Annotated in this window: 12 protein-coding genes and 1 tRNA gene; 8 read left to right on the forward strand and 5 right to left on the reverse strand. The window is 63.6% G+C overall.

All coding sequences use genetic code 11. The features are described 5' to 3' along the window. Positions 1-89: 89 nt before the first annotated feature. Complete coding sequence (secA, locus tag AX672_RS15360; protein WP_066652820.1) at positions 90-2,828, forward strand: preprotein translocase subunit SecA; 2,739 nt, start codon at positions 90-92, stop codon at positions 2,826-2,828. A 51-nt stretch (positions 2,829-2,879) separates the two neighbouring features. On the opposite strand, the gene AX672_RS15365 is transcribed toward secA, so the two are convergent. Both AX672_RS15365 and AX672_RS15370 read right to left on the reverse strand, forming a co-directional pair. Continuing rightward, positions 2,880-3,782 (reverse strand): hypothetical protein, encoded by a 903-nt coding sequence (locus AX672_RS15365; protein WP_202189353.1) that lies wholly within the window; start codon positions 3,780-3,782, stop codon positions 2,880-2,882. Then, positions 3,688-4,326: a hypothetical protein gene (locus tag AX672_RS15370; protein ID WP_066652825.1), complete on the reverse strand. Its 639-nt coding sequence runs from the start codon at positions 4,324-4,326 to the stop codon at positions 3,688-3,690. The genes AX672_RS15365 and AX672_RS15370 overlap by 95 nt, the downstream gene beginning before the upstream one ends. Positions 4,327-4,506: 180 nt before the next feature. Between AX672_RS15370 and AX672_RS15375 the strand changes: the two genes are divergently transcribed. The 7 genes from AX672_RS15375 (at position 4,507) to AX672_RS15405 (ending at position 10,584) form a co-directional block, all read left to right on the forward strand. Continuing rightward, positions 4,507-4,591 (forward strand) — tRNA-Leu (locus AX672_RS15375). A 286-nt stretch (positions 4,592-4,877) separates the two neighbouring features. Beyond that, on the forward strand, positions 4,878-6,482 hold the full coding sequence (gene tig / locus AX672_RS15380; RefSeq protein ID WP_066652828.1) for a trigger factor: 1,605 nt from the start codon (positions 4,878-4,880) through the stop codon (positions 6,480-6,482). A 31-nt stretch (positions 6,483-6,513) separates the two neighbouring features. Then, positions 6,514-7,452 (forward strand): glycosyltransferase family 2 protein, encoded by a 939-nt coding sequence (locus AX672_RS15385; RefSeq protein ID WP_066652831.1) that lies wholly within the window; start codon positions 6,514-6,516, stop codon positions 7,450-7,452. Positions 7,453-7,502: 50 nt separating this feature from the next. Then, the gene (gene clpP, locus AX672_RS15390; RefSeq protein ID WP_066652902.1) at positions 7,503-8,165 is read left to right on the forward strand and encodes an ATP-dependent Clp endopeptidase proteolytic subunit ClpP; all 663 of its coding nucleotides are present in this window, start codon (positions 7,503-7,505) and stop codon (positions 8,163-8,165) included. 107 nt (positions 8,166-8,272) lie between these two features. Continuing rightward, a complete protein-coding gene (gene clpX, locus AX672_RS15395; RefSeq protein WP_066652833.1) occupies positions 8,273-9,538 on the forward strand; it encodes an ATP-dependent Clp protease ATP-binding subunit ClpX in 1,266 nt (421 codons plus the stop codon). An 18-nt stretch (positions 9,539-9,556) separates the two neighbouring features. Further along, positions 9,557-10,006: a GNAT family N-acetyltransferase gene (locus AX672_RS15400; RefSeq protein ID WP_066652835.1), complete on the forward strand. Its 450-nt coding sequence runs from the start codon at positions 9,557-9,559 to the stop codon at positions 10,004-10,006. Next, positions 10,003-10,584 (forward strand): GNAT family N-acetyltransferase, encoded by a 582-nt coding sequence (locus AX672_RS15405; RefSeq protein WP_066652837.1) that lies wholly within the window; start codon positions 10,003-10,005, stop codon positions 10,582-10,584. The genes AX672_RS15400 and AX672_RS15405 overlap by 4 nt, the downstream gene beginning before the upstream one ends. Before the next feature lie 8 nt (positions 10,585-10,592). On the opposite strand, the gene AX672_RS15410 is transcribed toward AX672_RS15405, so the two are convergent. From AX672_RS15410 to AX672_RS15420, 3 genes are all read right to left on the reverse strand, one after another. Beyond that, complete coding sequence (locus AX672_RS15410; protein WP_066652839.1) at positions 10,593-11,225, reverse strand: class I SAM-dependent methyltransferase; 633 nt, start codon at positions 11,223-11,225, stop codon at positions 10,593-10,595. Positions 11,226-11,416: 191 nt separating this feature from the next. Next, positions 11,417-12,091: an orotidine-5'-phosphate decarboxylase gene (gene pyrF, locus AX672_RS15415; RefSeq protein ID WP_066652841.1), complete on the reverse strand. Its 675-nt coding sequence runs from the start codon at positions 12,089-12,091 to the stop codon at positions 11,417-11,419. Next, a complete protein-coding gene (locus tag AX672_RS15420; RefSeq protein ID WP_066652844.1) occupies positions 12,088-12,432 on the reverse strand; it encodes a lipopolysaccharide assembly protein LapA domain-containing protein in 345 nt (114 codons plus the stop codon). The genes pyrF and AX672_RS15420 overlap by 4 nt, the downstream gene beginning before the upstream one ends. Between the last annotated feature and the right edge of the window lie 53 nt (positions 12,433-12,485).

Below are 12,485 nucleotides of genomic sequence, written 5' to 3' on the forward strand. Positions count from 1 at the left end.
TGTCGGGCCGGTTGCGGCCCGATCCTACCGTCCGTCTTTCTGGCGCCGCCCATGCGGTGGACCGCATCATCATATTTCAGGATATCTCTATGCTCGGCAGTATCGCCCGCACGCTGTTCGGTTCGTCGAACGACCGTTACGTCAAATCGCTTCGCCCGATCGTCAACAAGATCAATGCTCTCGAACCGCAGATTCAGGCGCTGAGCGACGACGATCTCGCGCGCCAGACCGTCGTTTTCCGCGAACGGCTCGCGAATGGCGAAACGCTTGACGCACTGCTTCCCGAGGCCTTTGCAACCGTGCGCGAAGCCGCACGCCGCGTGCTCGGGCAGCGCCATTACGACGTGCAGATGGTTGGTGGCATCGTGCTCCACCGCGGTGAAATCGCCGAAATGCGCACCGGCGAGGGCAAGACGCTCGTCGCCACGCTCGCGACCTATCTCAACGCGCTGCCCGGCACCGGCGTCCATGTCGTGACGGTCAACGACTATCTCGCGGCGCGCGACGCCGATTGGATGGGGCAGGTCTATCGCTTCCTTGGCATGACGGTCGGGACGATCATCCCGAACCTGAGCGAGCAGGAACGGCGGATCGCCTATCACGCCGACATCACTTACGGCACCAACAACGAATTCGGCTTCGATTATCTGCGCGATAACATGAAGTACGACCGCGAGAGCATGGTCCAGCGCAAGTTCAATTTCGCGATCGTCGACGAAGTCGATTCGATCCTGATCGACGAAGCGCGTACGCCATTGATCATCTCGGGTCCGACCGACGACAAGACCGACCTCTACATGCGCGTCGATGCGATCGTGAAGCAGCTTGTCCCCAAGGATTATGATTTCGACGAAAAGCAGCGCTCGATCATCCTGACCGAGGATGGCACCGAAAAGGCCGAGCGGATGCTCGAGGAGGCCGGGCTGCTCGAAGGCGCGAACCTCTACGACTTCGAAAACACCCAGGTCGTGCATCACCTCAACCAGGCGCTGCGTGCGAACGTCATGTTCAAGCGCGACACCGACTACATCGTCAAGGACGGCAAGGTCGTCATCATCGACGAATTCACCGGTCGCATGATGGACGGGCGGCGCTGGTCGGAAGGGCTGCACCAGGCGGTCGAAGCCAAGGAAGGCGTCGACATCGAGCCCGAGAACCAGACGATGGCCTCGATCACGTTCCAGAATTATTTCCGCATGTACCCGAAACTGTCGGGCATGACCGGGACGGCGGCGACCGAAGCCGCCGAATTTTACGACATCTACAAGATGAATGTCGTCACGATCCCGACCAACGTGCCGGTGCAGCGGATCGACGAGGAGGACGAATTCTACAAGAACACGCAGGACAAGTTCGCCGCCATCGCCAAGAAGATCAAGCACCACGCCGATCGCGGTCAGCCGGTGCTGGTCGGCACGGTCTCGATCGAGAAGTCTGAACTGCTCAGCGAATTCCTCGTCAAGGAAGGCGTCGCGCACGAAGTGCTCAATGCCCGCCAGCACGAGCGCGAAGCCCATATCGTCGCGCAGGCCGGTCGCAAGTCGGCAGTGACGATCGCGACCAACATGGCCGGGCGCGGCACCGACATCCAGCTTGGCGGCAACGTCGAGTTCCGCGTCAACGACGAACTCGGCGAGATGCCCGAAGGCCCCGAGCGCGACGCCGCGATTGCGCGCATCAAGACCGAAGTCGCTGCCGAGAAGGAAGAAGTGCTCGCCGCCGGCGGGCTGTTCGTGCTTGGCACCGAGCGCCACGAAAGCCGCCGCATCGACAACCAGCTGCGCGGCCGCTCGGGGCGTCAGGGCGACCCCGGCCTCAGCCGCTTTTACCTCTGCCTCGACGACGATCTGCTGCGCATCTTCGGCCCCGACACAATGTTCGCGCGCATGATGCGATCGAACATCGCCGATGGCGAGGCGATCGGCTCGAAATGGCTGTCGAAGGCGATCGAGACCGCGCAGAAAAAGGTCGAAGCGCGCAACTACGACATCCGCAAGCAGGTCGTCGAGTATGACGACGTGATGAACGACCAGCGCAAGGTGATCTACGAACAACGTAACGACATCATGGATGCCGATGCGGTGAGCGACATCGTCAGCGACATGCGCGCCGAAACGGTCAACACGATTGTCGGCGAGGCCTGCCCGGTCGGCAGCTATCCCGAGCAATGGAATGTCGACCTGCTGATCGAACGGACCGAAGCGCTGCTCGGTGTTTCACCGCCTGTGCGCGACTGGATGGGCGAGGATGCGATCGACCCCGAAATCGTCGAAACGCGCGTGCGCGAGCTGGCGGACGCGCATGTCGCCGAGAAGGCGGCAGGCCTCGAACCCGACACCTGGACGCAAGTCGAAAAGTCGATCCTGCTGCAGAACCTCGACCATCACTGGAAGGAGCATCTGGCGACGCTCGATGCGCTGCGCCAGGTCGTCCACCTTCGCGCCTATGCGCAAAAGACGCCGCTCAACGAATATAAGCAGGAAGCCTTCCAGCTGTTCGAGCGCATGCTCGGGCTGATCCGCGAGGATGTGACACGCACGATCGCCCATGCGCAGTTCCAGTTCCAGCAGCCGACCGACCTGCCCGAACTCCCCGATTTTCTGACCACGCATTTCGACCCGTTCAGCGGCGAGGACGACACGCGCGACATTGACGCGGGCTCGCTCGGCCTCGTCACCACGCGGCTCGCACCCGCGCCGCTGGCGCTGGCGGCTTCGGCGGAGGGGCTGGGCGCCGATCCTGCGGCATGGGAAGGGCAGGTCAGCCGCAACGCGCCGTGCCCGTGCGGATCGGGCAAGAAGTACAAGCACTGCCACGGGGCGCTTTGACCGGGCGCATAACAACGGGCAGGCGCCACAGAGCGCCTGCCCGCCTTCGGCTCATGAGCCGGACTTGGGTCGCGATGCGTTGCGCGCAAATTCCTCGAAATCGGCCTTGAAGACGTTCACAAGTTCGTTGTTTGCGGCTTGTACATCCTCGCCTTCCTTGGGCGGGAAGAGCTTGAGGCCGTTGCCGCCCCAGCCCTTGTAGATGGCAGGCTTGTCAGTCGCCGCGCCGAAATCCCGGAAGATGAACAGCGTCTTGAGCGAACGCCCGTAAATCGCCGCCTTCTGGTAAAAGACGTCGGCGACAATCAGTTCCGAATAGCAGCGCGATGTGGAATCGGCGCGCCGGGTCGAAATCTTGTTTACGGTTTTGCGATCGAGCGGTTGATCGTGCAGGACGATGCGGCTTGGCCGGATCTTGAGCAGCGCGCTAAGATCGAGCGAGCCGAGCGCTTTGGCCTGGCCCTCGCTGTCGAGGGCACTTGCAATTGCGGCTTTGCGGGCTTGGTCGCCCTTGGCATGTCCGGCGCTGTCGGCAACCGAGCCTGCAATTCCAAAGCCGGACAGCCAGCCGGTGGTCATCGCCGAGAAGCGCTCGGCGGGCCAGACGTGAATTTCGCACGGATTGTCGGGCACGGGGACCTGCTCTGGCGCGACCGCGGCGGTCGGCGCCGCCGGGGCGGGGGGCGGCAAAGCCGCCGGTGCGGCCGCCGGTGCTGCGGGGGCCCGGGAAGTCGGCGTCTGTTGAGCGAGGCTGACCGAGCCGAGCGTTGCGGTGAACAGCGCAGCCACTGCCACGCCCCGATAACGATGCTTCATTTCCAAACGTCTCCGTGCTGAGGAATCATCAAATGGCGACACGTCATTTCTTGCGGGGTTCAGCAAATACGTAGCCGCTGAATTGGGTGATGTTGGCTTTAAATGCTGCTGCGAGCTCGGCAGCGGCTGCCGCCTCACTCTCGGGCTGCTTGGCCGGGAATATCTTGAGCGGCGTTGCTGCCCAACCGATGAAGGTGCGCATCGACAGGGGCTGTGCCCCGAAGTCGTCGTAGATTGCGAGCGTCCTCAAATTTCGACTACCCAGCCCCGAACGACTGAAAAAAATCTTGGCGATCGTCAATTCCCGGTAACACGCTGCGGTCGAAGCGGTCTGGCGCCCGGTGGGCGGGCCGGTGACACGACGCTGCGAAACTTCACTATGAACCGTCACCACGGCGCCGGGCGCCCGCAGTAGCGCCGCGAAGTCGATCGCTCTCAAATGCGCGCGCTGTTCCTCGGGATCGAGTGCTGTCCGCGGTACTGCACGTTCGGTCACCCGTCCGCCATGCGGCGTGATGGCCGAGTCGAGCACATTGTTCCAGATAGCGCCCTCGGTCAGGGAATTGAGCCGCGCCGATGGCCAGACATGAATTTCGCAAGGCGCAGTGGGTGCGTCTTGCGCACAAGCAATCGAGGGGATCAGTATCGCGAGCCACAGCAGGGCATGCCGTCTGCGGTTCATGTTGATGCCCCCTGGCGATCAGCCTATAGTTAACCGATGTTTATCGGTGCTGCCAGCGGGGTCAATCCCATGGCGATCTGCATGTCTTCAGGGAAAATGGCGCGATTGCGGGTGGTTTGGCTTGCGCTCCGCTTGCCCCGCGCACGTTCGCTGCTATACGGGCGGGCCGACCGGCTGATCGCGGGCGTGGCGGAACTGGTAGACGCGCTGGGTTTAGGTTCCAGTATCGCAAGATGTGGGGGTTCGAGTCCCTTCGCCCGCACCAGTCGCCAAGACTCGCGGGCGTCCGGGGGACGGTCGCGGCTTGACGGCTCCCGAGCGCAAGCGAAGGGGTCGCCCTCGCGGGCGTCCCGGGGAAGTCCGCGGCTTGGCGGCTCCCCAGCGTAAGCGAAGGGGGCGTGCCTGCGGGCGTCCGGGCACGGGCCGCCGCTTTTGGCTCCCGAGCGACTGTTGCGCTGGCGGTGATAAGCTGCTGAGCGCGTTCATCGCTTGACGGCAACCCCTGCGGCGCGCAGGAACGCGCGAATTTTAGCGAGATTGAAGAAGAGAAGATGCAGACTGTCGAGACGTTGAACGAAGGCCTCAAGCGCGCCTACACCCTGAAGATCACCGCCAAAGATATCGAGGCGCGGGTCGATGCTGAACTGAAGCGCGTCGCGCCGCAAATTCGCATGCCCGGCTTCCGTCCCGGCAAGGTGCCCGCCAATCTGGTGCGCAAAATGCACGGCCCGGCGATGATGCAGGAAGCGCTCAACAGCTCGGTGCAGGACGGCATCCAGTCGCTGATCGCCGAACATGGCCTGCGCCCGGCGATGCAGCCGTCGATCGCGCTCGCGCCTGATTATGAGCTTGGCCAGGACGCCGAGCTGACCGTCGAGCTCGAAGTGCTGCCCGATGTGCCGACGCCGCAGATCGACGGGCTAAAGCTCGAACGCCTGACCGTGCCGGTCAGCGACGAGGCAGTCGACGCCCAGCTGATGCGCTTTGCCGAACAGCAGAAGCGCTATGACGACGCGCCTGAGGGGCATGCCGCGGCGACCGGCGATCTCGTCGTGATGGATTTCGCCGGCAAGGTCGCGGGTGTCGCTTTCGACGGCGGCACCGGCACCGACATGTCGGTCGAGCTCGGCTCGGGCCGCCTGATTCCCGGTTTTGAGGATCAGGTGATTGGCGCCGTCAAGGGCGAGGAGCGGCAGATTGCCGTGACTTTCCCCGCCGATTATCCCGAAAAGACGCTCGCAGGCAAGGACGCCACCTTTGATCTGACGATCAAGGACGTCCGGATCGCCAAGGAAGCGACGGTCGATGAGGAACTCGCAACCTCGCTCGGGCTCGAAAGCCTCGAGCAGCTGCGCGGGCTGCTGAAGGGGCAGATCGAGCAAGAGCATAACGGCCTCACTCGCACGCACATGAAGCGCAAGCTGCTCGACCAGCTTGCCGCGGGCCATGATTTCCCGGTGCCGCCGTCGATGGTCGATGCCGAGTTCCAGCAGATCTGGCAGCAGCTCGAGCATGAAGCGACGCATGAGGCCGATCCGGCAGCGGCGCTCGCCGAAATGGAAACCGAGCGCGACGATTACCGCAAGATCGCCGAACGTCGCGTGCGCCTGGGCCTGCTGCTGTCCGAAATCGGCCAGGCGAACGGCGTCGAAGTGACGGCTCAGGAAATGAACCGGCTGATCGCGCAGGCGGCGCAACAGTATAGCCCCGAAGAGCGCCAGCGCTTCATCCAATATGTTCAGCAGGAGCCGATGGCGGCTGCCCAGCTGCGCGCGCCGCTCTATGAGGACAAGGTCGTCGACTGGCTGTTCGGGCGCGCCGAAATCACCGATCGCGAAGTGTCGCGCGAGGAACTGGAAGCCGCGATCGAGAGCGAGGATGGCTTCGCGACCGGCACGCATGTGCATGATCACGACCATGATCATGACCACAAGCCCAAGAAGAAGGCGGCGAAGAAGTCGGCTGAACCCGCCGCTGATGACGCTGCTGACGCCGTGAGCGAGACGCCCGAGGACGCGCCGAAGCCCAAAAAGGCTGCGCCCAAAAAGGCGAAGGCTGCCGAACCGGCGGTCGAAACGGCCGACGCGGCACCTGCGGAGGAAACGCCTGCCAAGAAGCCGGCAGCGCGCAAGAAGAAGGCAGCCGACGAAGCTTGAACAGGCACGGGCGAGGATTAAGGGCTAGGCGATGACTCCCCGCATTGCCGTCATCCTGCCTTGCTACAATGAGGAAGCCGCGATCGCACAGACGATCGCGGGCTTTCGTGCGGCGCTGCCGGCGGCCGTCATCCATGTCTATGACAATAACTCGCGCGACGGGACGATCGAGGTTGCGCGCGCCGCGGGGGCGGTCGTCCGGACCGAGCGGATGCAGGGCAAGGGCAATGTCGTGCGCCGGATGTTCGCCGATGTCGATGCCGACATCTATGTGATGGCCGACGGCGACGCGACCTATGATGCGTCGGCGGCGCCCACGATGGTCGCGCGGCTGGTCGACGAACAGCTCGACATGGTGGTTGGCACCCGTGTCCATGAAGCGGCGGAAGCCTATCGGCCTGGCCATGTGCTCGGCAACCGGTTGATGACGGGGTTCCTGGCGCGACTGTTCGGGCGCAGCTTCACCGATATCTTTTCGGGCTACCGGGTGTTTTCGCGGCGGTTCGTGAAAAGCTTTCCGGTGCTGTCTGCCGGATTCGAGATCGAGACCGAAATCAGCGTCCACGCGCTCGAACTCAAGATGCCGGTGGGCGAGATCGAAACGCGCTATTTCGCGCGGCCCGAGGGATCGGCGTCGAAACTCAATACGTGGCGCGACGGCTGGCGCATCCTGCGCACGATCATTCGCCTCTACCGGATCGAGCGGCCATTGCTGTTCTTCGGCGTGGCCGGTGCCTTGCTGGCGGGGACCGGGCTGCTGCTGTCGATCGATCTGGCGATGACGTTCGTGCAGACCGGGCTGGTCCCGCGTCTGCCGACCGCCGTGCTGGTAACGGGGTTGATGATCCTCGCGGCGCTCAGCGTCTTTACCGGCCTGATCCTCGATACCGTCGTGCGCGGGCGGCAGGAAGTGCGCCGACTTGCCTATCTTGCGCTGCCCGCCCCCGGGGACTCGTCGCACGGGGCTTGAACTCGCGGCGGGCAAGCGCGATGTACGGCATTCAGAGCGAGGAACATCAGATGCACAATCCGTTTGAAACCGGTGATTTTGCGGCGCCGATCCGCAGCGGGCTGATCCCCATGGTGGTCGAGCAGTCGAACCGTGGCGAGCGCAGCTTCGACATTTATTCGCGCCTGCTGCGTGAACGGATCATCTTCGTGACCGGGCAGGTCGAGGATCATATGGCCTCGGTGATCGTCGCGCAGCTGCTGTTCCTTGAATCGGAGAATCCGAAAAAGGACATCTTCATGTACATCAACTCGCCGGGCGGCGTCGTCACGGCGGGCATGGCGATCCATGACACCATGGCCTATATCCGGCCCAAGGTCGGCACCGTGTGCATTGGCCAGGCGGCGTCGATGGGAAGCTTTCTGCTCGCAGCTGGCGAGCCGGGCATGCGAGTCGCGCTCACCAATGCGCGGATCATGGTCCATCAGCCATCGGGTGGCGCACAGGGCCAGGCGACCGATATCGAGATTCAGGCCAAGGAAATTCTGCGCATCCGGCACCGGATGAACGAGCTTTACGCCAAATACACTGGCCAGCCGCTCGATGTCATTGAAAACGCTATGGAACGTGACAAGTTCCTGTCGGCCGACGAAGCCAAGGTGTTCGGCCTGATCGATGAAGTGTTCGACAAGCGGCCAATGCCGGCCGAAGATTCGGGGTCGGCCGCTGCCTGAACGGGCGGCGCCTTCACTTGATTTTGGTGATTGTCGGATGGAAGCAGGGCGGGCTACACTAGCTCGCTCCACGAGCGCGCTCGTTTCAGCGCGAAGGACGGTTGTGAATGACGAAGCTAAGCGGCGGCGATTCGAAGAGCACGCTCTATTGCTCTTTCTGCGGCAAGTCGCAGCACGAGGTGAGGAAGCTCATCGCCGGGCCGACGGTTTTCATCTGCGATGAATGCGTCGAACTCTGCAACGATATCATCCGCGAGGAAACCAAGTCCGCGCTCGTCAGCAAGAAGGATGGCGGTGTTCCGACGCCGCAGGAAATCTGCGATGTGCTCGATGATTATGTGATCGGCCAGAAGCGCGCCAAGCGCGTGCTGTCGGTGGCGGTGCACAACCACTACAAGCGGCTCAACCACGGCGCCAAGGGTGCCGATGTCGAGCTGGCGAAGTCGAACATCCTGCTCGTCGGCCCCACCGGTTGCGGCAAGACGCTGCTCGCGCAGACGCTCGCGCGCATCCTCGACGTGCCCTTCACCATGGCGGACGCCACGACGCTGACCGAAGCCGGTTACGTGGGCGAGGATGTCGAGAATATCATCCTGAAGCTGCTCCAGGCGTCCGACTATAATGTCGAGCGCGCGCAGCGCGGCATCGTGTACATCGACGAAATCGACAAGATCAGCCGCAAGGCTGAGAATCCGTCGATCACGCGCGACGTGTCGGGCGAGGGCGTGCAGCAGGCGCTGCTGAAGCTGATGGAAGGCACAACTGCTTCGGTGCCGCCGCAGGGTGGGCGCAAGCATCCGCAGCAGGAGTTCCTGCAGGTCGACACCACCAACATCCTGTTCATCTGCGGTGGTGCTTTCAGCGGCCTCGAAAAGATCATTGGCGACCGGTTGCAGGGCAAGTCGATCGGGTTCGGCGCGCATGTCGCGTCGCCCGAAGAACGCCGCACCGGCGAGACGCTCAAGTCGGTCGAGCCCGAGGATCTGCTCAAGTTCGGCCTGATCCCCGAATTCGTCGGTCGCCTGCCGGTAATCGCGACGCTCGAGGACCTCGACGTGCCGGCGCTGGTCAAGATCCTGACCGAGCCGAAGAATGCGCTGGTGAAACAGTATCAGAAGCTGTTCGACATGGAGAGCGTTGGCCTCGGCTTCACCGACGATGCGCTGGTGACGGTCGCCAAAAAGGCAATCGACCGCAAGACCGGCGCGCGCGGCCTGCGTTCGATCCTCGAAGGCATTTTGCTCGACACGATGTTCGACCTGCCCAGCATGGACGGCGTCGATGAGGTCGTCATCGACAAGGATGTTGCCGATGGCCGCAAGGATCCGGTGCGCGTTTATGCCAATAAGGAAAAGGCGGGCGGCGCGGCCTGAGCAGGAGCGGGCACGCCGGTGATCCTGCGACCCGCTGCCTCGGACGATCTCGACGACGTGGCGCGAATCTGGCTCGAAGCTTGGCTTTCGACCGGGATCGTGCTGGCGAGCGCGCCGACTTATGAAGTTCTCCGTTCCAGAATCGCGGTCGAAATCGCGGGAGGATGGGTGGTGACCGTTGCGGACATTGGCGGAGCAGTGGTCGGGTTTGTCGCGATTGATCCGGATGTGCGGCAGCTAGAGCAGATTTTCGTTGATCCACGGCATCAGGGTGCCGGCGTCGGTGCTGCCTTGCTGGCGCATGCCCATGCGGCGATGCCCGACGGCTTCGGGCTGTGGACGCATGGCGACAATCACCGTGCGGCCGATTTTTATGCGCGACGGGGCATGGCGCTGGTCGGCTCCGGCTTTCACCCACGCCAAGGCCATGCGATCCTGACATTCGCTATGCCTCCGGTCACCGCATGACCGTCCGGCTCGCCACCAATCGCGAGCGGCGGGTCGTTACCACAGCGCTTGCCCGCGCCTTTGCCGATGATCCGGCGCTGGCGTGGATTTTTCCCGATCCGACGTTGCGTGCGCGTCGGCTGCCGGGGCTGTTTGCCATGCTGTTCGATGAGGACGAGGCTCATGGCGTGCGGCTGATGACCCTCGGCGGCGAGGCAGTGACGCTGTGGCGCGCCCCCGGCCATGCCGAAACACCGCCGTCTACAATGCTACGATCGGTGCTGCCGATGCTGCTGACGTTCGGCTTGGCGCTTGGACGCGGGCTGGCGGTCTCCAAGGCAATCGAGGCGCATTTCCCCTCGCATCCCTTCTGGTATCTCCACATTGCCGGCTGCGATCCGGCGTACCAAGGCCAAGGGCTGGGCAAGGCCGCCGTCCAGGCCGGGATCGACAGGATGGGGGGCAGCGGCCTGCCGCTTTATCTGGAGACCGCGACCGAGCGGAACATCGGCTTCTATCAGGCGCTGGGATTCCGCGTAACCAACGAATGGCGGGTGGGCAGCGACGGCCCGGTGTTCTGGTCGATGCTTAACGGCTGACGGCGTTCCTATTCGACCACCACGCATTCGAAGCTGCGCATGTCGTCGCCACTGTTGCCTTCTCGCCAGGCCGCCCGACTTGCAACGACTTCGCCATGCTGCGGATTGACATAGACCAGCACGATACGCCGCGACGGCTGTGCGCGCTTCGCAGCTTCCATTCGATCGAGACACGCTTCGAGAATATCGGCGCCGAAGCTGTTGTAGAGATAGACGAACAGGTTGCCGTCGGGCGGCGGATAATCGGCGGCATTGCCCTGCCAGAACTGCGGCGCGAGCGTTGCGCCTCCGCGGGCGAGAAACTCGATTGCATTGCGCTCGGCTATTTCGGTCAACAGCGGCGAGTATTCGACGCCGACCGCCGTCACGAAGCCGCGCTGCGCGGCAAGCAGGACGACCCGGCCCTTGCCACAGCCCAGATCGACGAAGTGGAAGTCGACCGGGTCGATCCCGGCACAGGCGATGGTCAGGTCGAGCAGGTGTGCGCCGCTGGCTTGATAATGATGGCTCGACCGGCGGAGCGCCGCCGGATAGTCGAGCGCGCTCATCGTCACTTCGCGGCTGGTATCGGTGCCCCATTGCCGATCGAATGCTGCATCAGCGCGGGCTGCAGCGCGCGCGGCGGGCGTTAACTGCCGCATCTTTTGCGCTGTGGTTTTCCAGATTGCGAAGACGATCTGCGCGGGTGAACGCCCCGCAAATGCACGACGCGCTCGCGCCGACAGCGATGGGGAAACAGCTGAGGACATCGACGAGGTCACACCTTCACGCTTGGGATTTCCCAACCGTAACGAGTGCGCGTTGAACTAAGCTTAACGGGTTCGACAACGGTTCAAAGCGTCGCTTCGATCGCCCGTGCTGCAAGATCGGGGTCAGCCGCTTGCGTGATCGGCCGTCCGACAACGATGATCGAGGCGCCCGCATCGATTGCGGCGCGCGGCGTCACGACGCGCTTCTGGTCACCGGCGGCGGCATCGGGAGGGCGCACCCCGGGGACAACGAAAAATCCCTTCGGCCACGCCGAGCGGACAGCAGCGACTTCCTTGCCCGAACAGACCACGCCGTCGATACCGGCTGCCATGGCGAGTTCGGCGAGCCGCATCACTTGCGCGCGCGGATCGCCGGGGACGCCGACCGAGCGGAGATCGTCACCGTCGAGGCTGGTGAGCGTGGTCACCGCGACCACCTTGGTCCCCGACGCCGCGGCGGCTTTGGCGTCCTCGAGCATGGCGCGCCCGCCCGACGCATGGACGGTCAGGATGGCGGGCTCGATCGGGCGCAAGGCTTGTACGGCCTTGGCGACGGTGTTGGGAATGTCGTGTAGCTTGAGATCGAGAAAGATCGGCAGGCCCAATTCGGCCATTTCGCGCACGCCCGCCTGACCATTGGCGGCGAAGAATTCGAGCCCCAGCTTGAGCCCGCCGACGTGGTGACGAACCTTGGTCGCCAGCGCATAGGCTTGCGGCAGCGACGGCGTATCGAGGGCAACGAAGATGCGCGTGCTCATGCCTCGCTCGGCGGTGTGGGGCTGGGGATCACGGCGACGGCCGCACTGTCCTCGATCACGATCGGCGGGGGGACTGCCGTCGCGCTCGCCATGCCGCGCAGATCGGCAACGGCGCGTTCGGCAGCGGCGAGACGGTGGCGCAACCGCCATTTGACCGCATGATGATAAAGCAGGGTGGGGAACAGCCCGGCAAGGAAAGTGACGATCAATAGCAACGGCAGGTTGATCTCGGCAATCAGCCCCGCCCACAAGTGGATCGGCACGCTTGTCCAGTTGCCGAGCGCGAACACCACGACCACCACCGCCAGCAACGCCCAGAACAAGGTTTTCAAGAACTGCATGCGCACAGGCTCCAGCGGTCACTCAGGCGATGGTTTAAGTCGCGTCGGCGCAA

This window comes from Sphingomonas sp. CCH10-B3 (assembly GCF_001556185.1).
Lineage (GTDB): Bacteria > Pseudomonadota > Alphaproteobacteria > Sphingomonadales > Sphingomonadaceae > Sphingomonas > Sphingomonas aquatica.